Annotated in this window: 20 protein-coding genes; 9 read left to right on the top strand and 11 right to left on the bottom strand. The window is 71.0% G+C overall.

The window, feature by feature from the left end:
• Window positions 1-131 precede the first annotated feature (131 nt).
• Window positions 132-839, top strand: a complete 708-nt coding sequence (locus tag AB0368_RS15635) for a hypothetical protein (RefSeq protein ID WP_366154540.1) — start codon at window positions 132-134, stop codon at window positions 837-839.
• A 52-nt stretch (window positions 840-891) separates the two neighbouring features.
• On the opposite strand, the gene AB0368_RS15630 is transcribed toward AB0368_RS15635, so the two are convergent.
• The 3 genes from AB0368_RS15630 to AB0368_RS15620 all read right to left on the bottom strand — a co-directional run bounded on the left by AB0368_RS15630 (window position 892) and on the right by AB0368_RS15620 (window position 3617).
• The gene (locus tag AB0368_RS15630) at window positions 892-2034 is read right to left on the bottom strand and encodes a DUF5925 domain-containing protein (protein ID WP_366154539.1); all 1143 of its coding nucleotides are present in this window, start codon (window positions 2032-2034) and stop codon (window positions 892-894) included.
• Window positions 2035-2230: 196 nt separating this feature from the next.
• Complete coding sequence (locus tag AB0368_RS15625) at window positions 2231-2674, bottom strand: nitroreductase family deazaflavin-dependent oxidoreductase (RefSeq protein ID WP_366154538.1); 444 nt, start codon at window positions 2672-2674, stop codon at window positions 2231-2233.
• A gap of 31 nt (window positions 2675-2705) precedes the next feature.
• Window positions 2706-3617, bottom strand: a complete 912-nt coding sequence (locus AB0368_RS15620) for a hypothetical protein (RefSeq protein ID WP_366154537.1) — start codon at window positions 3615-3617, stop codon at window positions 2706-2708.
• Window positions 3618-3648: 31 nt separating this feature from the next.
• Here AB0368_RS15620 and AB0368_RS15615 point away from each other — a divergent pair, with 31 nt between their 5' ends.
• Together AB0368_RS15615 and AB0368_RS15610 are read left to right on the top strand one after the other, a co-directional pair.
• The gene (locus AB0368_RS15615) at window positions 3649-4437 is read left to right on the top strand and encodes an alpha/beta hydrolase (RefSeq protein ID WP_366154536.1); all 789 of its coding nucleotides are present in this window, start codon (window positions 3649-3651) and stop codon (window positions 4435-4437) included.
• The gene (locus AB0368_RS15610; RefSeq protein WP_366154535.1) at window positions 4434-5084 is read left to right on the top strand and encodes a 4'-phosphopantetheinyl transferase superfamily protein; all 651 of its coding nucleotides are present in this window, start codon (window positions 4434-4436) and stop codon (window positions 5082-5084) included. The genes AB0368_RS15615 and AB0368_RS15610 overlap by 4 nt, the downstream gene beginning before the upstream one ends.
• A 3-nt stretch (window positions 5085-5087) precedes the next feature.
• Here the strand turns inward: AB0368_RS15610 and AB0368_RS15605 are convergent, their stop codons facing one another.
• Genes AB0368_RS15605 through AB0368_RS15590 form a run of 4 tightly spaced genes read right to left on the bottom strand, consistent with a single transcriptional unit; the run spans window position 5088 to window position 12505 of the window.
• On the bottom strand, window positions 5088-6263 hold the full coding sequence (locus tag AB0368_RS15605; protein WP_366154534.1) for a VWA domain-containing protein: 1176 nt from the start codon (window positions 6261-6263) through the stop codon (window positions 5088-5090).
• Entirely contained in the window at window positions 6260-8497 is a 2238-nt protein-coding gene (locus AB0368_RS15600) for a DUF5682 family protein (protein WP_366154533.1), read from the bottom strand. The genes AB0368_RS15605 and AB0368_RS15600 overlap by 4 nt, the downstream gene beginning before the upstream one ends.
• Window positions 8490-9635, bottom strand: coding sequence for an AAA family ATPase (locus AB0368_RS15595; RefSeq protein ID WP_366154532.1), 1146 nt, complete (start codon window positions 9633-9635; stop codon window positions 8490-8492). The genes AB0368_RS15600 and AB0368_RS15595 overlap by 8 nt, the downstream gene beginning before the upstream one ends.
• A complete protein-coding gene (locus AB0368_RS15590) occupies window positions 9632-12505 on the bottom strand; it encodes a DUF5691 domain-containing protein (RefSeq protein ID WP_366154531.1) in 2874 nt (957 codons plus the stop codon). Before AB0368_RS15590 ends, AB0368_RS15595 begins: the two co-directional genes overlap by 4 nt.
• 110 nt (window positions 12506-12615) lie before the next feature.
• Between AB0368_RS15590 and AB0368_RS15585 the strand changes: the two genes are divergently transcribed.
• Complete coding sequence (locus AB0368_RS15585; RefSeq protein ID WP_366154530.1) at window positions 12616-13260, top strand: NAD-dependent epimerase/dehydratase family protein; 645 nt, start codon at window positions 12616-12618, stop codon at window positions 13258-13260.
• Between the two features lie 50 nt (window positions 13261-13310).
• Here the strand turns inward: AB0368_RS15585 and AB0368_RS15580 are convergent, their stop codons facing one another.
• The gene (locus AB0368_RS15580; RefSeq protein WP_366154529.1) at window positions 13311-14312 is read right to left on the bottom strand and encodes a glutathione S-transferase C-terminal domain-containing protein; all 1002 of its coding nucleotides are present in this window, start codon (window positions 14310-14312) and stop codon (window positions 13311-13313) included.
• Between the two features lie 140 nt (window positions 14313-14452).
• Here AB0368_RS15580 and AB0368_RS15575 point away from each other — a divergent pair, with 140 nt between their 5' ends.
• The 4 genes from AB0368_RS15575 (at window position 14453) to AB0368_RS15560 (ending at window position 19428) form a co-directional block, all read left to right on the top strand.
• Entirely contained in the window at window positions 14453-15538 is a 1086-nt protein-coding gene (locus AB0368_RS15575; protein WP_366154528.1) for an ionic transporter y4hA, read from the top strand.
• Window positions 15539-15884: 346 nt separating this feature from the next.
• A complete protein-coding gene (locus AB0368_RS15570) occupies window positions 15885-16727 on the top strand; it encodes an arpA protein (protein ID WP_366154527.1) in 843 nt (280 codons plus the stop codon).
• Window positions 16728-16748: 21 nt separating this feature from the next.
• Window positions 16749-17600 carry a class I SAM-dependent methyltransferase gene (locus AB0368_RS15565; RefSeq protein ID WP_366154526.1) on the top strand — a complete coding sequence of 284 codons (852 nt, stop codon included), beginning with the start codon at window positions 16749-16751 and terminating at the stop codon, window positions 17598-17600.
• Window positions 17601-17622: 22 nt separating this feature from the next.
• Window positions 17623-19428 (top strand): choline/carnitine O-acyltransferase, encoded by a 1806-nt coding sequence (locus tag AB0368_RS15560; RefSeq protein WP_366154525.1) that lies wholly within the window; start codon window positions 17623-17625, stop codon window positions 19426-19428.
• 354 nt (window positions 19429-19782) lie between these two features.
• Here AB0368_RS15560 and AB0368_RS15555 read toward each other — a convergent pair whose 3' ends face one another.
• Both AB0368_RS15555 and AB0368_RS15550 read right to left on the bottom strand, forming a co-directional pair.
• Window positions 19783-21195 carry a glycosyl hydrolase gene (locus tag AB0368_RS15555; protein ID WP_366154524.1) on the bottom strand — a complete coding sequence of 471 codons (1413 nt, stop codon included), beginning with the start codon at window positions 21193-21195 and terminating at the stop codon, window positions 19783-19785.
• Window positions 21196-21736: 541 nt separating this feature from the next.
• Window positions 21737-23461, bottom strand: a complete 1725-nt coding sequence (locus AB0368_RS15550) for a BTAD domain-containing putative transcriptional regulator (RefSeq protein WP_366154523.1) — start codon at window positions 23459-23461, stop codon at window positions 21737-21739.
• Window positions 23462-23986: 525 nt separating this feature from the next.
• On the opposite strand from AB0368_RS15550, the gene AB0368_RS15545 reads away from it, so the two are divergent.
• The gene (locus AB0368_RS15545) at window positions 23987-24646 is read left to right on the top strand and encodes a CHAP domain-containing protein (RefSeq protein WP_366154522.1); all 660 of its coding nucleotides are present in this window, start codon (window positions 23987-23989) and stop codon (window positions 24644-24646) included.
• A gap of 30 nt (window positions 24647-24676) precedes the next feature.
• Here AB0368_RS15545 and AB0368_RS15540 read toward each other — a convergent pair whose 3' ends face one another.
• Entirely contained in the window at window positions 24677-25048 is a 372-nt protein-coding gene (locus AB0368_RS15540) for a hypothetical protein (RefSeq protein WP_366154521.1), read from the bottom strand.
• Window positions 25049-25068 lie beyond the last annotated feature (20 nt).

The raw sequence follows: 25068 nt of genomic DNA, 5'->3' as shown, positions 1-25068 counted from the left end.
ACCCCGTTCGTGAACCACTGTCCGGGAGCGGCCGTTGCTACGGCATCACGTGTGACCGTCGCGCGAAGAGCCCGGTCGCATCCAGACGAGGAGAGATCGTGCCGAAGGACAGAAAACACAAGGTGCATACCGTGCCGGAGCTCGAAGAGCGACCGGGGACGTACGTCTTTCCGGTCGCGAACGAGACGGCGCACGGCGCTCCCAAGTACCTCGGGGGAGCCGGCAACCCGGTCGGCGGCAACTATGACCGGCGCAGGGATCGGGATCCGCATCGGCGGCTGGAGAAGGAGGCCCGCCAGGAGCTGCCCGACTACGAGCTGACCAGCATCTCCGACAAGCCCACGAGCTCCACCCGGCACGGACGGACGCAGTACGACTACTACGACTCCACCGCGCGAAGCCGGCCGGCGGGCACCCCCCAGTCGGACAGCAGCAAGTCGTCCGCCCGGGGCGAGATGAGCGGCAGAGTCGTCGAGGTGGACACCACCCAGGTTCCCGGGCGGCGCGCGGTGGACATGACGGACGCGCTCGCCAGGCAGACCGGGCACCTGGCTGCTCCTTGGCAGCCCCAGACGAGAACCCAGCGCGAAATCTACGAGAGCACCCAGCTGGGAGCGTGGGCGCAATCAGCGAGCGGCCAGACGGGCGGGCCGGGGAGCAACCCTGCCGCGGCGTACGCCCAGCGGTACCAGCAGTACCCCTACACGCCGCCGCAGCAGCAGGGCTACGGCGATGGCCAGGGTTACGGCGGTCAGAGCTATGGCGGCCGGGGTTACGGCGGTCAAGGTTACGGAGCGCAGAATCCGGCCGGCCGCGGTAGTGGCGGTCCGACTCGCTGATCCGCGGCGACGTCACCCTGGGCCGGTCGGTTCGCCGGCCGGCCCGGGCGCGCTACAGATACATGCCCGTGGCCGGCTCGGCGCGGGGAACGGTGACGGGCTGGGCGCCCGTCCGGAGGGCATAGAGCTCGGCCAGCGTCGCCCCCTCGGGACCCACGCCCTTCGAGGTGCCCAGCCACGCGGTGGCCTCCCCGTACGGCAGCCGCCCGACCTCGATGCTCGCCAGGCAGCGACCCGGCCGGACCACCGCGGGGTGCAGCGACGCCAGGTCCTCGTTCGTGGTGATCGCGATGAGCGCGTTGCGGCCCTGGCCGAGCAGCCCGTCGGTGAGGTTGAGCAGGCGCGAGAGCGACTGCCCGGCGCTCGCCTTCGCGTCGCCGCTGATCAGTTCGTCGCAGTCCTCGAGCATGAGCAGCCGCCACCGCGGCTCGTCGTCGTCGCCACTGCCGAGGGCCACGCTCATCAGGTATGCGGGGTCGCCGAACATCCGCTCCGGGTCCAGGACGCAGTCCACCTGGCACCAAGCGCGCCACTGCTGGGCGAGGGCGCGCAGGGCCGTCGTCTTGCCGGTGCCCGGCTCCCCGTGCAGCAGCAGGAGGCGCCCGTTGACCGCGGACTCGTCGATGGCCATCAGGCGCTCCAGCGTCTGCGCGACGGGATCGGCGTAGTTGCTGCGGATCTTGGGCCACGGCGCCGCGTCGATCTCGCGCTGGACCCGGCGCGGGCCGTGCGGGCCGAAGTGCCAGAAGCCGATCGGCACGCTGTCGGCCGCGGGCTCGGGCTCCTCGACCGCGTTCGCCGTGACCGTGGCCAGCACCGACTCGGCGAGCTCGGAGCTCACCGCGGTCACCGTGACGCGGGCGCGGCGACTCTGCTTCCACCGGGTCACGTGCAGGGTCCAGCCGTCGCCGACGCTCAGTCGGCCGTGGCTGTCCTCCTCGAGCGCATCACGGACCACGCGCGCGTCGTCCGTGGCGAGTGGCGCGTCGGCGCGGACGTTCTCCAGGTAGCTCGTCCGGCCGAACGGCTCGCGGCCGGTGACGAAGGCGTCGAGCGCGAGCAGGTCGACGACATCCACCAGCCGGTCGCCGTCGTCGACGGAGCCGGAAAGCGGCAGCGGGTGGGCGGGCGCGAGGGCCGCCGTCTCCACGGGACGGCTGCCGAGCCGGTCGACGGACTGGTGGGGGGCGCGCATTACCCCATGATCGCCGCGAAGTGGCGGAGGAGCACCCGGTTTTCCCGCAAGATGGTCCGAACGGGACCGTCTTCGGGGGTGCCGGCACTCAGTTTCCAAGATCATGCCCCATCGCTGAGGCGAGATCACCTGACCGCGACGGCGGCCGCCGGCGGCCCGCAACGCGCGGGCGCGCCGGCCGGCCGATGAACACCGGTCAGGCCTCGGGCCGGCGGGTGAGGACGAAGACGGGGATGACCCGGTCGGTCTTCGTCTGGTAGTCCGCGTACGCCGGCCACACCTCGACCGCCCGCTCCCACCACACGGCCCGCTCCTCGCCCTGCACCTCGCGTGCCTCGTAGTCGTGCTTCTCCGCGCCGTCCTGGAGCTCGACGTGCGGGTTCTTCACCAGGTTCCAGTACCAGACCGGATGGGTCGGCGCGCCGCCCCGGGAGGCCACGACCGCGTACTCGCCGTCGTGCTCGACGCGCATCAGCGGGGTCTTGCGCAGCTTGCCGGACTTGGCGCCCACCGAGGTGAGCACGATCACCGGCACGCCCTGGAGCGTGTTGGCCTCCGCGCCGTGGGAGGCCTCGAACTTCTCTGCCTGCTCGCGGGCCCAGTCCGAGGGGCTGGGTGCGTACTCGCCGGTCAATGGCATGCTGTGGAATCCCTTCGCCCGTACGCGATCGTCACCCGTGAAGCCTAGCCAGGGTTGCGGCGAGTTCGGCGTTGCGACGGGCGAACACCGCCCAGTCCGGCGGTGCCGGCGCCGCCGGGCGGGAGGTCCGGCGCTGGGTCCAGGTACGCAGCCGCCCGTCGCACATCGCGAACGAGACCAGGACGCCGTCGGCCCAGCCCTGCACCGCGAAGTCGCCCGGCTCGCCCGTGGTGACCCGCTGCGGCGCGGTCACCCACGCGAGGGCTCGCAGCTCGTCCTGGATCCTTGCGGCGAGTTCGAACGCGAGGGCGCCGGCTGCTCTGTCGCGTACCCCCGCAAGGGTGGTCGTGGCGCTCGCGACCGCGAGCGGCTCGCGGCGCAGGACCGTCGCGACGGCCTCGGCCAGTCCCTCCCGGTCGGCCCCGATGATCCCGCGCTGCGCGGCCAGGTCACGCTCGGCGCCGGTCAGGCCGCTCCTCGTGTACGCGAGAGGATGCACCCGGTGCAGCGCGGCGATCGCCTGCCGGGCCCGCAGCCCACCCAGGTACGGCCCGAAGACCGTCACCCCCGGCACCGGCGTCCCGGGCTCGTGCACCATGCGAACCCCGGCCGTCGCGCGCCGCCGGTCGAGCAGCAGGTAGGCGGGAACCTCCTGGCCGCCGGGCGTGCGGTTCCACCGGGGCAGGCGCTCCTCGAGCAGGTTGCGTTCCAGCCAGGCAGCTTCGTGAACCGAATCACAGGACACCGCTTCGACGGCCGCGATCCGCGCGACCATGCGGGCGAGGTGCCGCCGGTCGCCCAAATCGCCCCAGTACGAGGCCACTCGCGCCCGCAGCTCGGTGGCCCGGCCGACGTACAGGACCCGGCCCGTGCCGTCCCGGAAGCGATAGACACCCGGCGCGCCCGGCAGCGCGGCGACCATGCGGCGGATCGGGGACCCCATCGGACCATTATCGGCCGGTAAGGTTCCGGCCATGCCCTCGATCGTCGCCGGTGGCGTCACCCTCCACTACGAGGAGTCCGGCAGCGGGCCACCCGTCCTGCTCGTCCCGGGCACCGGCGCACGCGGCCGCACCTGGTCGCTGCACCAGGTGCCGGCGCTGGTCGCGGCCGGCTACCGGGTGATCACCCCGGACCACCGGGACGCGCGGCCCGGCCTCACCCTCGCCGACCTGATCGCCGACACGGCCGCGCTGATCGAGCGGGTGGCGGGCGGCCCGTGCCGCCTGGTGGGCACGTCGATGGGGTCACTGATCATTCAAGAGCTTCTTCTCGTACGCCCGGAGCTGGCGGTCCGAGCGGTCCTGCTGGCGTCCCGGGCGCGACCGGATCCGCTGTCGCGCGCCCTCGCGGCGGCGGAACGGGAGCTGGCGGACTCCGGGGTGTCGCTGCCGCCGGTGTACGACGCGGTCGTCCGGGCGCTGCAAAATCTCTCGCCCCAGACCCTCGCCGACCCGGACGAGGCACAGGACTGGCTGGACATCCTCGAGATGTCGCCCACGGCTTGGAAGGACCCGGGACTGCGAGCGCAGATGGACATCACTGTGGACACCGACCGGCGCGGCGCGTACGAGAAAATCGGAGTGCCGACCCTCGTGCTCTCGTTCGCCGACGACCTGGTGGCCCCGCCTGCCCGCGGCCGGGAGCTGGCGGCGGCGATCCCCGGCGCGGCCTACGAGGAGATCCCCGGCACCGGCCACTTCGGCTATCTGGAGCGGCCCGAGGCGGTCAACGACGCGATCCTCCGCTTCCTCGCGACATGATCGAGCGCATCCTGCCGCCGTCGGTGCGGTCGGCGTACGCCCGCGAGGACCCGCCGTCGGCCACCCTGTTCCCGGAAGAGGTCCCGCTGGTGGCCAGGGCGGTGGCCAAACGACGAGCCGAGTTCACGACGGTCCGGCACTGCGCCCGCTCGGCGCTGGCGTCGCTCGGCGTTCCCCCCGGCCCGCTCCTGCGCGGCGACCGCGGCGAGCCGCTCTGGCCCGCGGGCATCGTCGGCAGCATGACCCACTGCACCGGTTACCGGGCGGCGGCGGTGGCCCCGGCCCACGAGGTGACCGGCGTGGGCATCGACGCCGAGGAACACGGGCCGCTGCCGGCGGGGGTGCTCGACCTGGTGTCACTCCCGGAGGAACGCGAGCACCTGACCGCCCTGTCCCAGGCGCGGCCCGGGACGTGGTGGGAACGGCTGCTGTTCAGCGCCAAGGAGTCGGTGTACAAGGTGTGGTTCCCCCGTACGGGCGAGTGGCTGGGGTTCGAGGAGGCGTCACTGACCTTCCACCCGGAAACGGCCACGTTCACGGCGCGGTTGCTGCGGCCGGGGCCGTTCCCGCAGCTGCAGGGCCGGTTCCTGGTGGCGGACGGCATCGTACTGACGGCGATCGTGCTGGAAGCCCCCGTCGCGTCGTAAGCATCAGCTCAGTCCCAACCGTTGCGCGAAAGCCATCAGGTCTCGGCGCTCGATGGCCGCGGCCATCAGCTCCGGGAATGCGTCCGGCGTGCAGGCGAACGCCGGCACGCCCAGGGCCGCCAGCGCCGCCGCGTTGTCGTGGTCGTATGCCGGCGCGCCCTCGTCCGACAGGGCGAGCAGGACCACCACCTGCACTCCCGCCGCGGTCATCTCCGCCACCCGGCGCAGCATCTGCTCCCGGACGCCACCCTCGTACAGGTCGCTGATGAGCACGAAGATGCTGTCCCGCGGCCGGGTGATCAGCTGCTGGCCGTAGGCGATCGCGCGGTTGATGTCGGTGCCGCCGCCCAGCTGGGTGCCGAACAGGACCTCGACCGGGTCGCTCAGCTGATCGGTGAGGTCGACCACCGCGGTGTCGAAGACGACCAGGGAGGTCTTCAGGGACCGCATCGAGGCGAGCACGGCCGCGAACACCCCGGAGAACACCACCGAGGCCGCCATCGAGCCGGACTGGTCGACGCAGAGCACCACGTCGCGATGGATCGCGGTCGCGCGGCGGCCGTAACCGACCAGGCGTTCCGGCACGACCGTCCGATGTGCCGGTTGGTAGTGCTTGAGGTTGGCGCGGATGGTCCGGTCCCAGTCGATGTCCGCGGGTCTCGGCCGGTTGATCCGGGCGGCCCGATTGAGGGCGCCGCTGACGGCCGCGCGGGTCTTCTGGCTGATGCGCTGCTCGAGCTCGGTCACCACCTTGCGGACGACCTCGCGAGCCGCGTCCTTCGTGCGCTCGGGCATCACGCGGTTGAGGGAGAGCAGCGTGCCGACCAGATGGACGTCCGGCTCGACCGCGGCGAGCATCTCCGGCTCCAGCAGCAGGCGCGTCAGGTCGAGGCGTTCGATGGCGTCGGCCTGCATCACCTGCACGACCGTGCTCGGGAAATACTCGCGGATGTCGCCGAGCCAGCGCGCCACCTTGGGCGCCGAGCCGCCGAGGCCGGCCGACCGCGAACTGCGCCTGCCCTCCTCGTCCTCGCCGCCGTCGTAGAGGGCCGCCAGGGCCGCGTCCATGCGGGCGTCGCGCCCTTCCGCCGTACCCAGAGACTCGTCCGCGGGACCGCCCAGCACGAGCCGCCACCGGCGCAGCCGCTCGCGCTGCCCGGGATCGTCCATGTCCGTCATCCGATCTCCCTGCCCAGCAGTACGCTCAGCGTCGGCAGCACCCGCGCCGCCGACTCGTGGTCGAGCACGAGCGGCTCCGCCTGCGCGAGCCCCGGCCCGCCGGCGACCCGTTCCCCGATGGCCCGGCGCTCGCCCGTGGCGAAGGCGCCGAACGTCCGCCGGAGCAGCGGCAGCACGTCGCCGAAGGCATCCGCCGGGATGTCGGCCAGCCACTCGTCGATCAGCTCGAGAAGCGCGTCGTCATGCACGAGCAGCAGCCCGCCACCCGCCAGAAACCCCTCCACCCACGCGGCGCCGTGCGCGGGCGCGGTGCCGACGGTCAGCGGCAACCGCAGGCGCCGGCGTACCTCGGCGCTGCCGAGCCGCCCGGCGTCGAGCAGCAGCCGGGTCAGCCGCCCGGCGAGCAGCCCGTGCAGTCCGGGACGCCGGGCCACCGAGTCCAGCGCGCCGAGCCAGCGTTCCCGCAACTCCTCGTCGTCGAGCAGGCCGACCGCCTGGTGCACACCGTCCACGTACCCGCGCAGTTCCCGGGCCGCCTCGTCGGACAGCGAGCCGACCGCGGCCGGCAGCCCGGCGCACACCCGCGTGAGCAGGCTCGCGGTCACCGTGGCGAGCCCGGAGACATCGGTCTGCCGCACGTCGCCGTAGCGCAATGTCCGAGCCAGCGCGGGAATCGCGGCCATGAGGTGACCGATGTCCGAGTCGAGCGCGGCCCGGGTGTCCAGCGCGGCGAGCACCGGCGGAAACGCGTCCCCCAGCTCGGCGAGAAGGCAGACCTCGACCAGCGCGGTCACGTCACCGAGCGTGGCCGCCTCCCGGGCCGCGTCGGTGACCTTCGTGGTGGCCGCCGCGACGACCGTGGTGCCGTACATGCTGCCCTCGACGAGCTGCACCGCGAAGTCGGGCAACCACCGCAGCCGCCACTGCTCCCGGAAGGTGCCGGTGCCACGCCGGGCGGTATCCGGCTCACCCCACGGCACGCCGATCGCGCGCATCCGGTGCAACAGCCGGCTGCGCCCCCGGTCGATGTCGCGGCGCAGGTCCAGCTCCAGGACCCGTTCCAGGGCCTCCGGCTTGAGGCGTACGGCCCGCTGCTGCGCGGCGAGGTCCCGGGCCAGCGGTACGGCGGGCATCTCGTCCGGAACGCCCCCGAGCCGCTCGCCGACGACCAGCCGCCGCCCGATGAGCTCGGCCCGCAACGGCTCACCGTCGCACAGGACGGCCTCGGCGGCCTCGGTCACCTCGGCGAGCCCGGCAAGCGGCCGCCCCCGCAGCGCAGCGAGCGCCTCGGCCAGCCGGGTCGCCTCGATGACGTGGGCGGACGAGGTCGGCACACCCTCGCCGCGAAGCACCCCGGCCGCGTCGACGAGCCACCGCGGCACGACGTCACCCCCGGCGGTGAAGAGGTGGTGGTACCAGCCGGGCGACCGCACCCCGGCGCCGTACCCCGACCACGAAGCGAGCCGCCCGTACGTCCACGGCACCCACGTGAACGCCACCTTCGCCTTCTTGCGCCCCTTGAGCAGGGCGGCGTCCTCCTTCGCGGTGACCTTGCGGCCGAGCGCGGGCACGTGCCACGCGCCGCAGACGACGGCGATGTTGTCGTGGGTACGCCGTACCTCGCGCAGGACGGTGCGCATGTAGGCCTCGCGGAGCAGGTCCTCGGGGTCCTCGGGGGACGTTTCCCGGATCGCGGCCATGGCCTCGGCGATCGCCTCGAAGGCGGGCATGCCGCGGTGCTCGACGACGTCCTCCCACCATCGTTCGGGATCGTCGTAGCCGGCGGCTCGGGCCAGCTCCCCGATGGGATCGACGGGCCGCATCCGCTTTCTCCGCCCGGCGTCGCCCGCGCCCTCGCCCGTGTCCACGTCCGCGCCGTCCGGCTCCGCGCCGCCCGGCGTTTCTGGCGGTCGGCTGGCGGTCACGCGATACGCGTAGGGCAGGTCGAAGAACCGGACCGGTACGTCGTTGCCCACCGCCCACCGGATCGCCTGCCATTCCGGCGAGAAGACCGCGAACGGCCAGAATGCCGACCGGCGGGGGTCGTCCGTCGCATAGCCGAGCAGCGCGACCGGGGGTTCGAGGCCCGGGTCGGCCACCCAGCGTACGAGGTCGTCGGCCTCCGGCGGCCCCTCGACCAGCAGCACGGTGGGGCGCTGCCGGTCGAGCTCCTGGACCACCGCCCGGGCCGAGCCCGGGCCGTGGTGCCGGATGCCGTAGAGCCGTTCAGGCATCGCGGGCCGCTCGGTAGAAGTCGCGCCAATCGGTGCGTTCGCGGACGACCGTTTCCAGGTATTCGCGCCAGACCACGGTGTCGGAGACCGGGTCCTTGACGACCGCGCCGAGGAGGCCCGCCGCCACGTCGCTCGCGTGCAGGTGGCCGTCGCCGAAGTGGGCCGCCAGCGCCATGCCGCTGGTGATCACGGAGATGGCCTCGGCGGTCGACAGGGTGCCGGTCGGGGACTTCAGCTTGGTCCGGCCGTCCTCGGTCATGCCGTTGCGCAGCTCGCGGAAGATCGTCACCACGCGCCTGATCTCCTCCAGTGCGGCGGGCACCTCCGGCAGGTCGAGGGAGCGGCCCAGCTGCGCGACGCGGCGGGCCACGATCTCCACCTCGTCGTCGGCGGAGGCGGGCATCGGCAGGACGACCGTGTTGAACCTCCGGCGCAGGGCGCTCGACAGTTCGTTGACGCCCCGGTCACGGTCGTTCGCCGTGGCGATGAGGTTGAAGCCGCGGCGGGCCTGGACCTCGGTGTTGAGTTCGGGCACCGGCAGCGTCTTCTCCGACAGGATGGTGATCAGCGCGTCCTGCACGTCGGAGGGCATCCGGGTCAGCTCCTCGATACGGGCGATCGTCCCGGTCTGCATGGCGCGCATGACGGGGCTCGCGGTCAGGGCCGCCTCGCTCGGGCCCTCGGCCAGCAGGCGGGCGTAGTTCCAGCCGTACCGGATCGCCTCCTCGGTCGTGCCCGCCGTGCCCTGCACGAGCTGGGTGGAGTCGCCGCTCACGGCGGCGGCGAGGTGTTCCGACACCCACGTCTTGGCCGTTCCCGGCACGCCGAGCAGCAGCAGGGCGCGGTCGGTGACCAGGGTGGACACCGCCACCTCCATGAGCCGGCGCGGGCCCACGTACTTCGGGGTGATCTTCGCGCCGTCGCCGAGCAGGTAGGTCACCACCGCGTGCGGGGACAGGCGCCAGCCCGGCGGCCGGGGGCGGTCGTCGGACGCGGCGAGCAGCGCCAGCTCGTCGGAGTACTGCTCCTCGGCGTGCGGGCGCAGAGCGGTCCTGCGGTCGCCCGGCGTGCCCTCCTGGCCCTCACCGTCCCGGCGGTCGTCGGACGCAGGGAAGCGCGGTTCGGTGCGGTCGGTCACTTCAACTCCTGGAGCATCTCGTGGCGGAAGGTGAGGGTGCGGGCCAGTTCGGCGACGGGCCGGATCCGGGCCGCGTCGGCGGCGTCGTGGTCGAGCTGGGCGGCCAGTCCGGCGACGACCGTCGCGTACGTGGGCGGCATGGCGGTCGCGGCGGCGCGGCACAACTCGGCGAGCTGCCAGCTGTGCCGGTCCGTACGGGCGCGGTGCGCGATCGTCTCGACCACCGCGACGGCGAGCTCGTCCGGCCAGACACCGGGGTGCACGGCGAGCAGCCGGTGCGCGAGATGGTCCTCGCGGCGCAGGAAGTCGGCCGCGATCCGGGCCAGGTCGGCCGGGGGGAGCAGCAGGTGCAGGTCCCAGCGGACCGCCTCGCGCAGCCCGGCCGCACTCTCCCGGGCATCGTTGCGCACGAGGGCGGAGGCCCACGCCGAGTCGCCCTGGGTGATCGCCGCCTTGGCCCAGCCGTGCAGCAGGGCGGTCTCCCAGTCGTTGCCGCGGGCGAGGTCGACGACGGCCGCGGGGCCGCGGCCGAACGCCTCGGTCCAGGTGGCCAGTGGGGTGCCGGCGATGATTTCCTCGAGCAGCCAGGCCTGCACCCCGGTGCCCCGCGACGGCTGGGCCGACACCCCGTCGCGGCGCAGCTCGGCGGTGAGCTCCGCGGGCGGCACGACGGCGACCCGGTCCCGCCCCAGGGTGCGGCGCTCGAGCGTGACGGCGGCCAGCGCGCGCCCGGCCATCCGCCGGCCGAGGCCCGAGCCGGGCAGCCGTTGCAGCAGGTCCAAGGCGGCCTCGCGGACCTCCTTGCGCCGGTCGTCGAGGGCGCTGTCGAGGAAGGCGTCGTCGGCCGCGGACAGCCCGACGGCCAGGGCGCCGACGAACCGGGCCCGGTCCTCCGGCGCCTCGCTGGGCCAGGTGCTCCGCAACAGGGCCAGCGCGGCGGCGGGGTCGGTGCCGCGCAGGCGCGTGAGGTGGGCGAGGCGCTCTCCGCCCGTACCCGTGTCCCAGATCGCCGGGTCGTCCGCGACGGTCGCGCCCGGTGCCTCGTCGCGCAACCACCGCCAGTCCGGCCGGAGGGTGGACAGCCACCGGCCGCGCTCGCCGGCAACCCGGCCGATCGAGGGACGCACGATGCTGTTGCGGCGGCCCGCGTCGAGCAGGGCCGGCAACGATTCGGGCGGGACGTGGCCGCCACGCGCGGCGGCCGCTGCCAGCCACTGCGTGAGCAGCTCCTGAGCTTGCTGGGTGCCGCCGGGCGCGCCGCCGTCGGTCAGCAACCGCAGCAGCCGTGCGCCCGCCGCGGCCGGCAGCGGCGGGTCGACCTCGGCGGGTGCGGCCTCGACCGGGGGATGCGTGGTGGAGGGTGTGGTGCCCGCCCGGCGGTAGAGCAGTGCGGCTGCGGCGGCGTCGAGAAGCGAGGCACCGGCCCCGACATGCAGCGGGCGGTCGCCCACCTCCACGGTGGAGGTGGTGAAGGGGCGCCGGGCGGTGCCCACCAGAGCCGAGGCGAGCAGCGCCGGTGGGAGCTCGGGCGATCGCGGGCTGCCGCCGTCCGGGATCGGGGGAGCGGCGGGCACGAACCGGCCGCCCACCCAGGCGGCGAGCGGTCGCAGGCCGGCGGGCGACCACTCGGCGGCGACCGTCGCGGGCGCCCCGCCGGCGGCGGCCAGCAACCACCACGGCTCGCGATGGCCGGAAGCGAGCGGAAGGGAGTCGCCGCCGGTGTCGGTGAGGAAACCGTCGGGGCTCGGCGCCACGCCGTCGAGGAGCACGGGGGCGTCCAGACGCCACGGCTCGGCGGCGAGGACGCCCGCCCAGCCGCGCAGCGCGTCCCGCATGGTCGTGGCGCCGCTGGGCGAGCCGAGCGGACGCGGAGTCCCCTGCCGATCCCTGACGAGCGCGCGCAGCGGTGCGGCGCCGGGATAGAAACACAGGTCGCCGTCGAAGGAGGTGCCGGGAACGAGATCCGCCGCCAGGGTCTGCCCGGGGGCGGCGAAGGACAGATGGAGGGCGAACCGTCCACTGTCCACGCCCCGCAGCCACGTGCGCCGTGTGGTGATCGTGCCGTCGTCGCTGTCCGTCCGGCCGAGCACCTGCCAATGGTCGTGCACCGGTGGCGTCGCGAGCACGTCCTCGGTGGAGACCGAGAAACCGATACGGGTACGGACGGTGGCGGCCAGTGCCGGGCTCAACGTGCCGAGCCGCTCGTGACCGGTGACCAGCAGGCGCAGCATCGCCAGGTCGCCCAGCAGCCGGTCGGCCCACTGCGGCCCGATGCCCGCGACACCACCGAGACGGCGTACGGCGGAGGCGGCGGCGGGCGCCTGCGCGTCGACGAGCCGGGCGGCCATGGTCTCGAAGGGCGCGAAACCCGCCCGCTCGGCACCCGCCAGGCCCTGCTGGATCTGGTCGTCGAGCCATCGGGACAGCTCGGCCATGCCCGCGGCGACCCGCTCCTCGCGCTGCCGGGCCCGCTTACGGGCCGACTCGGGATCCACCGGCCCGGCCGACCGCGGCGTGGCGGCCCGGGCGGCCCGCGCGGCCCGGCCCGCCTGCCACTCGGCGACGAACGCGGGCGGGTCGGTGTCGGGGCCGGGCGCGGTGCCCTCGGCCCACATGAGGAGGAGGCCCAGGGAATGCTTGCAGGGGAACTTGCGGCTCGGGCAGGAGCACTTGTACGCAGGAGCGGACAGATCCACGCACACCTGGTAGGGAATCCTGCCGCTGCCCCTGCACAGCCCCCACAACACGTCGTCGAACAGGCCGGTCGCCTGCCACTTGCCGGGCGAGGCGACGCTGCGGGCACCCTTGAGCGAACCGGCGTCGGGCGCGACGGCGGTGACCTGGGCGGTGGACCAGCGTTCAACGGACACCGGAGCACTGTAGAAGCCGGGTACGACGTTTTCGGTCGTCCGGGTGACGGCGCAGGTCACGCCGGTGCGGGCGGTCGGCTACCGTGATCGCGGGGCGAGGAGGGCGGGCGATGAAGGTCATCATCTTCGGCGCGACCGGCATGGTCGGCCAGGGCGTGCTCCGGGAAGCCCTGCTGGCGCAGGACGTCGTCCAGGTGCTCTCGCCGGGGCGCAGGCCGACGGGCGTACAGCACCCGAAACTGACCGAGGTCACGCTCGGCGATCTCGGCGACCTCACGCCGATCGAGGACCGCCTCGAGGGCTACGACGCCTGCTTCTACTGCCTCGGCATCTCCTCGGTCGGCGTGGACGAGATGACCTACACCCGCATCTCGCACGACTACCCGGTAGCCGCCGCACGCATCCTGGCGAAGCACAACCCGGACATGACCTTCGTGTACGTCTCGGGAGCCGGCACCGACCCCGACGGCCGATCGATGTGGTCGCGCGTCAAGGGCCGGACCGAGCTGGAGGTCATCAAGATCTTCGCCAACGGGTACGGCTTCCGCCCCGGCTTCATCCAGCCCACGTACGGAGCGACCTCCCGCACGCGCCTGTACCGGGTGATCTACAACCTGATCGCGCCGATGACGCCGTTGATCATCCGGTATGCGCCCCGGTACGCGACGACCACCGACCGGCTGGGACGGGCGATGCTGCGGGCGGCCCGTACGGGATTCCCGACGCACATCGTCGAGAACGCCGACCTCCGCTGAAGCGCGTCGTCGCGAACGTTCCGGCAGCCCGGGGCCCGCGCGAACAGTGATCAAGCCCCGTGGCCGGCCGCCACCGCCTCGCCCGCTTTCGGCGGCGGCGGCGGCGTCCCGTCACCGAAGGGCCGCCCACCCAGCTCCTCGCGGCCGTGCTCGCTCAACCACCCCGCCGGCTCCGGCCCGGCCGGCACGATCCCCGTCGGATTGATGTCGCGATGCACCTCGTAGTAGTGCCGCTTGATGTGCACGAAATCGATCGTGTCCCCGAACCCCGGCGTCTGGAACAGGTCCCGCGCGTACGCCCACAGCACCGGCATCTCGCTCAGCTTGCTCCGGTTGCACTTGAAGTGGCCGTTGTACACCGCGTCGAACCGCACCAGTGTCGTGAACAGCCGTACGTCCGCCTCGGTGATGGTGTCCCCGACCAGGTAGCGCTGCTCGCTCAGGAGTTCCGACACCTGGTCCAGCCGCTCGAAGAGCCGGTGGTACGCCTTCTCGTACGCCTCCTGCGAGCCCGCGAAGCCGGCGCGGTAGACGCCGTTGTTCACGTCCGCGAAGACCGCCTTGTTGATCGTGTCGATCTGGTCCCGCAGGTTCGGCGGGTACAGCTTCGGCGCGCCCTCGCGGTGGTGCTCCGTCCATTCGAGGGACATGTCGATGGTGATCTGCGCGAAGTCGTTCGTCACCACCTGGCCGGTCGGCACGTCGACGATCGCCGGCACCGTGATGCCCTTGTCGTAGTCCGGGTACCGCTTGAAGAAGGCCTCCTGCAGGCGCTCGATGCCGAGCACCGGATCGCGGCCGCCGGGGTCCAGGTCGAAGGTCCAGCTCCGCTCGTCGTGGGTCGGCCCGGCGACGCCCATCGACAGGACGTCCTCGAGGCCCAGGAGTCGCCGGACGATGATCGCGCGGTTGGCCCACGGGCAGGCGCGGCTCACCACGAGGCGGTAGCGGCCCGGCTCGACCGGGTAGCCGTCGCGGCCGTCGGCGGTGATCCGGGTGGCGATGTAGCGCTGGTCGCGGCTGAATTCGCCCGACGTCGAGACGTATGCCATGCATCCATCATTCCCCGGCGTGGCGGGGGAAACGCACCAAGCACGCCGGGAAGGAGAGGGCCGGGCCGTGCCGAGGCGATCGTGCGGGCCCGGGAGGCCGGTCCCGAGCGGTGACTCCCGAGCTCTGACAGGGTGGAAGAATGCGAGCGAAGATCAAGTGGACGACCTCCGTGCCGGTCGTCGCCGTCGTCCTGCTGGTCCTGACCTGGGGCCGCAACCTGCCACCGCCTGTGGTCGTGGTCAGCGCGCTGCTGCTCGCCGGTGCCGTGCTCGCCGCCGTGCACCACGCCGAGGTCGTCGCCCACAAGGTCGGCGAGCCGTTCGGCTCGCTGGTGCTCGCGGTCGCGGTGACCGTCATCGAGGTGGCCCTCATCGTCACGCTGATGATCAGCGGCGGCGAGAAGGCCCAGGCGCTGGCGCGGGACACCGTCTTCGCCGCCGTGATGATCACCTGCAACGGCATCCTCGGCCTGTCGCTGCTGGTGGGCGCGGTCCGTCGCCGCATCGCGGTCTTCAATTCCGAGGGTACGGGCGGAGCCCTGGCGGCCGTCGCCACGATCGCCGCGCTGAGCCTGGTCCTGCCGAGCTTCACGACCAGCCGCCCGGGTCCCCAGTTCTCGCCCGCCCAGCTCGCCTTCGCGGCGGTCGCCTCGCTCGGGCTCTACCTGCTTTTCGTGCTGGTCCAGACGCGTCGGCACCGCGACTACTTCCTGCCCATCACCACCGCCGGCGAGGTGATCGACGGCGAGGAGCACCTCGACCCGCCCACCACCCGCGCGGCCCTCGCCAGCCTCGGCCTGCTGCTGGTCGCCCTGGTGGCGGTGGTCGGCCTGGCCAAGGGGGTGTCCCCGTCGATCGAGAAGGCCGTGGCGGGCGCGGGCCTGCCGCAGGCGGTGGTCGGGGTCGTGATCGCGCTGCTCGTCCTGCTGCCGGAGACGATCGCGGCGGTCCGCGCGGCGGCCCGTGACCGGATGCAGACCAGCCTCAACCTGGCCCTGGGCTCGGCCATGGCCAGCATCGGCCTGACCATCCCGGTGATCGCGGTGGCCATGATCTGGTTGGACGGTCCGCTGCTGCTCGGCCTGGGCGGTACGCAGACGGTCCTGCTCGCGCTGACCGTGGTGGTCGGGACGCTGACGGTGGTGCCGGGACGCGCGAACGTCCTGCAGGGCGGCATCCACATAGGCCTGCTCGCCGTATTCCTGTTCCTGGCGGCCAGCCCCTGACGGACGCATTCCCGACACGGCCGGTGCGACAGCTGCAGCGCGCCACGCCGCGAGAGTCCTGCGAGCGTCGTGGCGTACGTGCCGAACTCGCGCGACGCGTGCTCTGTCCGACGGATCGGCGCTCTCCGAGCAGCCGGCCGATCAAGAGTCAGCTGCCGAGGTGCTGAGTGGGCACCGTCGCGGTCGCGGCGCCCCTGGCGGCTTACCGATGGTTGGGCCGGTCCAGCGGGCCGCCTCCGGCCGCGATGCTGTGAACAATGTAACCGGCATGGGGCTATGCGCCGAAGAATCTTGTTAGGATTCCCCATTCTTCATGTCGCCACCATTGAAGGAGTGACCTGTCCGAATGAATATTGTGGACGCCGCGCGCTATCCGGTGGCCGAACCGGGAAGCGACGCATGGAACCGCGTCGTTTCCCGAGCGCGCACCGAACTGCGCGAACTCGGGTGCAGCGTGCTGCCGGAGTTCATTCTGCCGGGCAGCCGGGAGGCGCTGCGGCGGGAAGGCGCCGGGGTGGCCCCGCTGGCGTACTACGACGTCGAGGAGACCAACGTCTACAACATCGCGTTCGACGACGACCTGCCGGCCGATCACCCGGGCCGCATCGTCATGCAGCGCGGCAACGCGTTCGTCCCGCGCGACCGGATCCCCACCGACAGTGTCATCCACCGGCTCTACACCGACCCGTCTTTCGTGCGCTTCGTCGCCGCCTGCTTCGAACTACCGGAGCTGCACGAGCTCGCCGACCCGCTGTCCGGCCTGGTGCTCAACGTGGTGCAGCCCGGCATGGAGCACCCGTGGCACTTCGACACCAACGAGTTCACCGTCAGCATGCTGACCCAGGAGCCGGAGGAGGGGGGCGTCTTCGAGTACTGTCCGAACATCCGTTCGGCGGGCGCGGAAAACCTCGGCGCCGTCCATTCGGTGCTCACCGGCGCCGACCGCTCGCCGGTGCGAGCCCTGACCCTGCGCCCCGGTGATCTCCAGCTGTTCAAGGGCCGGTATGCGCTGCACCGGGTGAGCGCGGTGCGCGGCGCCACCGCCCGGCACTCAGCGATCTTCGCCTACTCCGAACGTCCCGGCCTGATGGGCAGCGTCGTCCGTACCAGGCAGCTGTTCGGGCGGGTCCTGCCCGCGCACCTCGACGCCGAGCGCAATGCCGTGCGGGTCGACCAGTTGCTGGACTAATAATCGCGAGGAGCCGCCCCCGTGCGTTTCGACCGGACCGGAAAACTTTCCCTCGACGGCATCTACACGCAAACCGATCCCCGCGCCTATTTCACCACCCTGCGTGAGCTCGACTATTGCATTCCCCAACTCGCCAAGCCCTATTTCCAGCGCATCATCGGGCAATACAGCCAATCGCGGCAGGTGGACGTCCCGACCGTCGTCGACGTCGGTTGCTCCTACGGCGTCAACGCGGCGCTGCTGCGCTGCGACACCACCATGGACGACCTTTACGACCGCTACGCCGGCACCGAGTGCACCCGGCAAGCGCTGCTGGACAGCGATCGTGAGCTGGTCCGGTCGCACGTGTCCCCGGCCCGGTTCGTGGGGCTGGACGTGTCCCGGCCGGCGCTGGAGTACGCATCGGCGGCCGGGTTCCTCGACGATGTCGTGCAGGCCGATTTGGAGGCGCGCGAACCCACGGCGAGGCAGCGCGCCCTGTTCGCCGATGCCGACATCGTGATCTCCACCGGATGCCTCGGCTACGTCACGGGCCGGACGCTCGTGCGCGTGGCCGGCTCCCGCCGGGACCGGCGGCCGTGGATGGCGCATTTCGTGCTGCGAATGTTCCCGTTCGAGCCGATCGCCGACAGCCTCGCGGCCCTCGGGTACGAGACGGTGCGGGTGGACGGGACGTTCCGGCAGCGCCGTTTCGTGTCCGACCGGGAACAGCGGCAGGTGCTGGAGACGATGTCCGCCGCCGGCGTTGATCCGGAGGGTCTGGAGACCGACGGCTGGTTGTACGCTCAGCTCTACGTTTCCCGGCCTGTCGGTATTCCCGACCCCTTGACCTTCGACGTCGACGAGTCGATGACCCAGCAGGCCGCCCGATGAGCAGCGAATTCCAGGTGACCGAGTGAGCACGTTCGAAAATGAGGACAACCTGCCGCGGGTGCCTCTGCCCGCTTTGGAGGACACCTGCGCCCGGTTCCTCGAGTGGACTGTGCCGCTGCTGACGGAGGAAGAGTTCGCCGACACCGAGGCCGCGGTGCGGGAGTTCGCGCGGGCCGACGGCCCGGGGCCGAAGTTGCACGCCGATCTGATGCGGTACAACGCGGATCCGGCCACGCACAGCTGGCTGGACGCGTTCTGGCCGGCGCGCTATCTCGGTCGCCGGGACCGGATCGCGTTGAACGCCAACTTCGTCTTCCTGCTACGCGAAACCCCGTTGCACGGGTTCGCCGAGCCGCAGGTGGAGCGCGCGGCGGGGCTCGTCGCCGCCGCCGTGAACTACAAGACCCAGCTCGACGACGAGCGCATCCCGCCGATCGTCACACGCGGGCAGCCGTTGTCGATGGAGCAGCACAGGTTCCTGTTCTCGACCACCCGCATCCCGGGGCCGGTGCAGGACACCGTCCGAGCGCCGTACAGCGACGAGATGCCGGGCCCGTCAACGGCGCGGCACATCGTCGTGTTCCAGCGCGGCAACGCGTTCCGGATGAACGTGGTCGGTCCGGACGGGCGCCCGTACTCCCTCGACGATCTGGCGGCCGGCCTGCGTGAGGTGCAGAAGGCCGGTGCCGCGCGGGCCACGACGGACACTGCGGTCGGTCATCTCACCACGATGGCCCGGGCCGACTGGGCGGCGGCCAGGGACGGGCTGGCGGCCCTGGATCCCGGTAACGCGGCGGCGCTGAACACCATCGAGACGGCGTTGTTCTGCGTGTGCCTGGAGGACCTGACGCCGGCCGACGACCTGGCGGCCTGCGACCATTTGCTGCACGGCGACAGCGGTAACCGGTGGTTCGACAAGGCGGTGTCGCTCATCGTATTCGCCGACGGCACGGCCGGCATCAACGTCGAGCACTGCGGTTTGGACGGCACCACCATCCTCAGCTTCGCCGACGCGATGCTCGCCCAGTCTCCTGAGGAGCACGCCGCGCAGTCGGGTGCGGCGGCGCAGGGGGTGCCGGCGATCGAGCCGGTCACGTTCGTGCTCGACGACGCGCTGCGGTCCGACATTGCCGCCGCGGCACGGTCGTTCGCCCAATACGGCGCGGACACCGCCACCGTCACCCTGCCCTTCGACGAGTTCGGGGTGGACGAGGTCAAGCGGCTGCGGATGTCGCCGGACGCGTTCGTGCAGATGGCATACCAGCTCGCACACAAGCGGGCCAAGGGATTCATCGGTGCTACGTACGAGTCCATCGCCACCCGCCAGTACCGTCGGGGCCGCACCGAGGCGATGCGCGTCGTCACCCCCGAGGTGCTGAGGTTCGTCTCCACGATCGACGACCCCGCCGCGTCACCCGACGAGCGGCGAGCGGCGTTCCGGGCCGCGGCGGACAAGCATGTCGAACGGGCGAAGCAGTGCCAGGCCGGTGCGGCACCGGAGCAGCACCTGTGGGAGCTGCAACTGATCCAGAAGCGGCGTGGAGCCGCGCTCGGCGTGCCCGAGTCCCCCCGGCTGTACGAGACGCCGGGATGGCTCACGATGCGCGACGACTACCTGAGCACCAGCTCGGCGCCGTCGGCCAGCATCCGCTACTTCGGATTCGGCGCCACCAGCAGCCGCTGCATCGGGATCGCGTACGTGCTGCTGCCGGACCGGTTCAACCTGTACCTCAGCACCCCGCGCCCGGTAGCCGACATGATGTACACGTTTGCCGACCGGCTCCGCGAAGCGTTGCGTGAGCTGCACGACCTGCTCGACGAGCAGTAGCCGGGTCACGGGTCCGCTGCCACCAGCTCGATCTTGGGTGGGTGGCGTGGCCGCGGAAGTGCCGCGCCCACGCCGTCCTCCACTCAGCCTGCGGCCTTCACTCACAAGATGGATCTCGGTCGACATGAGGTTGGCGACCTTGACGCCCTTGGGAAGCTCGACGTTCTTCCCGGTGACTGTGTCGACCAGCCGAAAGCCGGTACGGACCTGGTGGGGGTCGCGGGGCTTCATGCCGAGCACCACGCTCCGGCCGTCGTCGGAGATGCCCTGCAGGGTGAAGCCGCCGGTCGGCGTCTCGTCGCCGTGGGCGGTGCGGCGGTGCACATAAACCGTCCGACGTTTGCGGCCATGGCATCAATCCACGTCGGCGCGGTCGAAGGTGATGGAGCTGCCCCCGGTGGATGCCGGGTTCCGCCGGTTGGTCATGGTGATCACCGCGGTGTGAGCGCCCTGGGACAAGGTCGGGGAGACGTACAACTGCTGACTGCTGGCGCTGGCCGTCGCGGCGTACGGATCGACGTCCACCGCGGCGCGACCATCGATCGCGACGGTCGCGATCACCGAGAAGGGCTCTTTCATCCCGAACCACCGCAGCCGGCTGCCGGTGAACCGCACCGTTGCCGTCGATCCCGGTGTCGCGGTCCATACGTAGCTGCCATCGGACGCTCTGCCGCATGTGGTGGTGCACTGGCCCCAGCCCGCCGAGAACTGCACCTGGCCATCACCGGAACCCCGCGCGGTGTCCTGGATGGACGTCGTGACCAAGGACGGCTTCTTGTACAGCTCCTGGTACTTTGCCGATGACATGGGCATCTGGACCGGGTCGGACAGCGAGTTGCGGCCATCGTTGCCGGGGTTGCTGAAATACGCCTCATAGGCGATGTCGGCGGCGTTGTCCTTGAAGAAGTCGTACATGTGCTGGATGTAGCCGGGTTGGTCGCCGTGGCCGGGTGCCGGCGTGCCGTCATCGAACGTCGTGGTGTAGAGGCCCCACTCGGGGACGGAGAGCTTCTTGCCGTGCTTCTTGGCGAATGTGAGCCACGCGTTCAAGCCCTGCTCCGGGTCGTTGATCGCCCAGTTCCAGTCGACCCAACTGTCGTAGGTGTCGACGCCGATGATGTCGACGTATGCATCACCCGGGTACGCCACGTTCTGCAGGTCGGATGTGTCCGGGATGCCGTCGCTCTGTCCCCGGTTGACGTTCCAGTCGAACTTCAGGTCCGGTGCGACCTCATGGACCGCCGTGACGACTTGCCGGAAACAGTTCTTGTACTCGAGGGCGTGCCGTGGGGCGTCCTCGGGGTGGGCCTTATCGCCGCCCCAGCGGAACCAGGAGCCGTTCATCTCCCAGCCCAGGCGGATGATGGAGGACCCCAGGCCGGCGTCGGTCAGGGTGTGACCGAACGTCGTCCATTTGTCATGGTATTCACCGGCCGCGCACTGGGCCATCGACGCATCCTCTACTTCGGGGATGGCCGGCATGCCAAACACCACGGTGTACGGCTGTCCGGTGAAGGTCGAGTAAGCAGGACCTGGCTGGATGAAGTCGTCCCAATTTGCCCGCGGCGGGAATGTGGAGACGACATCCAGGGGCCGTTGCCGGTAATCGCCGAACGCGGCGAAGCGCGGGAGATCGTAGCCGAGAACGAACACTCCGCTGGCCCACGCCGCACCCGATCGGCTCGGCACCTTATAGCCGTCACCTTCGGCGGCCGCCGGGCTCGTACTCCCGAGAGATACGCCAGCCGTCATCGTGGCGATCGCCAAAAGTGGGGCTACTGCGTGTCTGGCAGACCACCGTCGCGGCTTCTGGGCGGACGGGTCCTTACGCGAAAACATCAAGCAGCTCCTGTAGTGCATGAAGGGATGGTGCGATTCGTGTCCGCCGTGCTTACTCACGCTGGTGGGGGCAGCCCGCGCTGGCCTCACGTTGCGTAATGCGCACCGAGGTAGTCGTCACAAGGGCCGACCGACATGCCCCCGTTGCCCTTGCTCTTGCCGGCCCAGCTTGTTCCGCATCCACAGCGTCGCAGGGCGACTCCGGCGGAATGGCTGTAGATTTGCTGAGGCGCTGGGCATACAGGGCAGACGTGTCCTGGAAGGCTGCCGGATCACGCATCGACAGCGTCTCGGCGATGCTCGGTGAGAGCCTCGGCGTCGAGCTTTGTGCTTGCCTGCCGGATCGCGGAGGCCCGGTGAGCCGCTCAGGTGGACGGCAACGCCTGAGCACAGGCTGTTACGTCGATCCGCGCAGTCGTCACCGGGCGTCCGTCATGGATGCACCGGCCAGTCGGGTCTCGAAATCCGATCAGCTCGTGTATCGGGCCCAGTCCACATACGTGGTCGCGCGACCCGGCGTCTCCTGATTCGGCGCCGGCACGGAGCCCTCGGGTCCCGGTATCACCTGCACGTACAGGTACATCGGGACAGTCGGGATAGCCACCCGTGTGGGAAGTTTGCGAGTGTCGAAGATGACCGCCCCATTGAGGGAAACGGTGACAAAATCAGCCCGCCATTCGATCGAGTACGTGTTCCAAGCGGTGAAGTCTCCACCCACCGGCGAGCCGTCGATGGGCTGACCTCCAGCGCCGCTCACGACCGGGTACATGGTCCTGCGCTCGCCGTCGTCGAGCCGCGCCAGGGTCAGAAAGCCCCAGCCCGTGGTGTTCTGGTCGACATCCGAGTAAAGCCCGATGACCGGGGCGTACCCGGTACCGACGTCGAACTTCGCCCGGACTTCCCACACCCCGTATGTACGCTTGACTCCGCCTTCCAGACACCAGCAAACTGAGCCGGCCATGTTGCCTCTGCCGGTCGGACTGCGGCCCGTGCCACTGATCTGCAGCTCACCGCCGCTGACCTTTACCATGCTCGGCGACCAGGACGATCCGTTCTCCCGCTTGGTTTCGTGGGCGATCCATTGCATGGGTGTCAACTGTGTGCCGGAAAAGTCCTCTGTAGCGCTGAAGCCACTGTCAGCGGATCGGTCGGAGGGCCGAAACAGGGCGACGGCGCCAATCGCGACGGTGAGCGTGAGGAAAAGGGCGCAGGTGGCAATGAGGGGTCGGCGGCGCCACCGGCGCGACGTCACAGGAACAGGCCGATCGGCCCCCGACGTCGCAGCCCGGGATTCCCCGGCAATACGCGAGCCGGCATCGACAACGACGGGCTCCGTCGCGACGGCGACCGCTGCCGTAGGCAGCGCTGGGGCCGGCGGCGCGGATGTCCGCTCTCTGAGCGCCCAAGCGCTCGGCAACTCGGACGGCTCCACAGGTGTGGCACCCACTGGCTCCTGATCGGCGCGCAGGACCGTCTCATAGAGGGCCATCAGTTGGGGGCTCGGGTCGGTGCCGTACCCGTCGGCGAGACGCTGCCGGTGCAAGCGGCACCGTTCCAGCGCCTCGGTCGGGCGGCCTGCCGCGACCAGCGCCCGCACCAACGCCACGACCAGTGGCTCTACCAGGGGATTCGCGTCGGCCAGCGTAGATAGCGGCGCCAGCACCGCCATCGCATTGTCGACAGCCAACTCGGCCTCTGCCCATTCCGCTCGGGCCGTCAACAGTTCCCCGGTCAGATGCTCGCGAGTGCGCATCGCCCACGCCCCGTCCACCCCCGTCAGCGGGTCGCCACGATGCAATGACACGGCCTGCCGCAGCAGGTCGACGCGCCTTTCAGGGGTACAGGACGGCGCCCGAGCCTGAACGACCAGGTCACGAAAACGAAAAAGGTCGACCTGATCGTGCCTGACCGTCAACCGGTAGCCTCCCGGTTGGTTGATCACGGTCACCGCCGAGTCGCTGAAGGCCTGTTCCAGCACTCGACGGATCCGGGTGATGTAGGTGCCCAGCGTTCTAGTCGCCTGCCCAGGCGGCTTATCCCCCCAGACCCGGTCGATCAAAGTTGTCGTGGACACCACGCGACCTGCGTCGACCGTCAAAGCCGCCAGCACTGCCAAGCGGCGCGGCTCGCCTGCGTGGACAAATCCGTTGTGGGCGCAGACCTCCACCGGTCCGAGCAGCCGCAGCTCCTGCACCGTGCAACCTCCCCCGCCCGACCGCGGAAGGCTCGCACGATCGCGAGCACCTTATCAACTCTCGGATGGTGCGTGGCCTGGTCGGGAAGCGTGAGCCTCCGTCTTTGATCAAGCCTGGCGGTGTGGTCCTGGTGGGGATTCGGACGAGGTCGTGGTGGTGACGCGCGGGGTTCGTCGCCCGGCCACAGGCCGAGCCGCTCCATGGTTTGCCCTGCATACCGTGGGGCCTCAGCAATTCCCCAGGCGAACCGTCGCAGGGTCCCTGCGACGCTGTTGATGAGCACCAGGCCCGACCAGTGTGTGCCGGCGCACCGGGACATATCGGTCCGCCCTGCTGTGACTCGCCTTCCGCCGGCGGCCGACGGGAGGCGGAACCCACCTGCCGAATCAACGGGGCTGACCGGCGAGGATCGCGGTCATCTCCCTCCACAAGGGAGAAAGCGCATGAATTCCAGAATTGCGAATCGAGGCGGCGTCCCCTCGCGGACGCGACGAGCGCTGACCGGGCTCGGCCTGAGCTTGGCAATGACTATCACCTCCGGTGTCGTCTTCACGAGCGCGGCCAGCGCGGTGGTCGACAGCTCGATGGGCGTCGCGGTCGGCAAGGCCGCGTACGACCAAGGGGTCACCTCGGACAGCGACAGCGTGATCGCCCGGCGGACCGCCCGCGGCGGCCTGTGCAACTTCTACACGGGTTTCTGGTTCGACAGCCGCAACGACTGGAAAAGCACCGCTGGTGGCTACACCACCTCGGAGAGCAGTTGCGATCACGCGACGTCGGGATACATGTACCGCGACCATGAGGAGAAATGGTCCTCGGTCGGCTGGGTGGGCCGCAACTGGTGCGCCGACTTCGCGAAGTACATCTTCAAGTGGGCCGGCGCAGACACCGAGCACCTGAACGGTCTCGCGGCCAGCTTCAAGACCTACGGCGTTGCTATGGGCACCTGGCACCGCGCGGGTTCCTACATCCCGCGCCGCGGCGACGCGGTGATGTACGACTGGGACCACGACGGTGACATCGACCACGTCGGGATCGTCACGTCGTGGTACGCGGACAACACCGACGGCACTTACGGCTCGGTCGAGGGCAACCGGGGTGGCGGCAACGGCAAGGTCATCCACGTGACCGACCAGGACAACAACGGCGCGAGCGTCTACGGCTTCACGACTCCAGTGGCCTGACCCGCGCGACGACGGTGCGGCGGGTCACCCTCACCGGGTGCCCGTCGCAACCACGAGACGGGGCCAGGCAAAGGCGTGGGAGTGCAGCGCACCCGCACCGGCTGGAGCCGCTCGGGCCGGGAGGATGCACCATACCTGAAGGAAACCGTCGTCCTGGCGGTGCAGCGGGGACAGACCCACCACGGTGGAGTCCTCCAGCTCAGGCTCGGCCGCGGCGGAGCGCCGTGCCTCCTGGGCCTTCTGGGTCCAGCGCGCGGCGACGTGCTCGTCGAGCGTGACGTCGGGAGCCTCGCAGGAGATGTCGAGAGGCAGCAGCGTGACCTGGCCCAGCCAGGCGCGCGGGGTGGTATTCAGGGCGCCGCGGGTGATCATCCGCCAGAGGTAGGTGCTTCGCTGGGGCAACCGCGTGCTGTGCCACGAAG

The organism is Actinoplanes sp. NPDC051475, from assembly GCF_040689425.1.
Lineage (GTDB): Bacteria > Actinomycetota > Actinomycetes > Mycobacteriales > Micromonosporaceae > Actinoplanes.
Note: the sequence above shows the minus strand (reverse complement) of the source record. Positions and strands in the feature narration are given on the sequence as shown.

Coding starts and splice junctions, on each gene's coding strand:
- AB0368_RS15630 (WP_366154539.1), bottom strand. CDS start 2,034: ATGCGCGCCCCCCACCAGTCCGTCGACCGGCTCGGCAGCCGTCCCGTG.
- AB0368_RS15625 (WP_366154538.1), bottom strand. CDS start 2,674: ATGCCATTGACCGGCGAGTACGCACCCAGCCCCTCGGACTGGGCCCGC.
- AB0368_RS15620 (WP_366154537.1), bottom strand. CDS start 3,617: ATGGGGTCCCCGATCCGCCGCATGGTCGCCGCGCTGCCGGGCGCGCCG.
- AB0368_RS15615 (WP_366154536.1), top strand. CDS start 3,649: ATGCCCTCGATCGTCGCCGGTGGCGTCACCCTCCACTACGAGGAGTCC.
- AB0368_RS15610 (WP_366154535.1), top strand. CDS start 4,434: ATGATCGAGCGCATCCTGCCGCCGTCGGTGCGGTCGGCGTACGCCCGC.
- AB0368_RS15605 (WP_366154534.1), bottom strand. CDS start 6,263: ATGACGGACATGGACGATCCCGGGCAGCGCGAGCGGCTGCGCCGGTGG.
- AB0368_RS15600 (WP_366154533.1), bottom strand. CDS start 8,497: ATGCCTGAACGGCTCTACGGCATCCGGCACCACGGCCCGGGCTCGGCC.
- AB0368_RS15585 (WP_366154530.1), top strand. CDS start 12,616: ATGAAGGTCATCATCTTCGGCGCGACCGGCATGGTCGGCCAGGGCGTG.
- AB0368_RS15580 (WP_366154529.1), bottom strand. CDS start 14,312: ATGGCATACGTCTCGACGTCGGGCGAATTCAGCCGCGACCAGCGCTAC.
- AB0368_RS15575 (WP_366154528.1), top strand. CDS start 14,453: ATGCGAGCGAAGATCAAGTGGACGACCTCCGTGCCGGTCGTCGCCGTC.
- AB0368_RS15570 (WP_366154527.1), top strand. CDS start 15,885: ATGAATATTGTGGACGCCGCGCGCTATCCGGTGGCCGAACCGGGAAGC.
- AB0368_RS15545 (WP_366154522.1), top strand. CDS start 23,987: ATGACTATCACCTCCGGTGTCGTCTTCACGAGCGCGGCCAGCGCGGTG.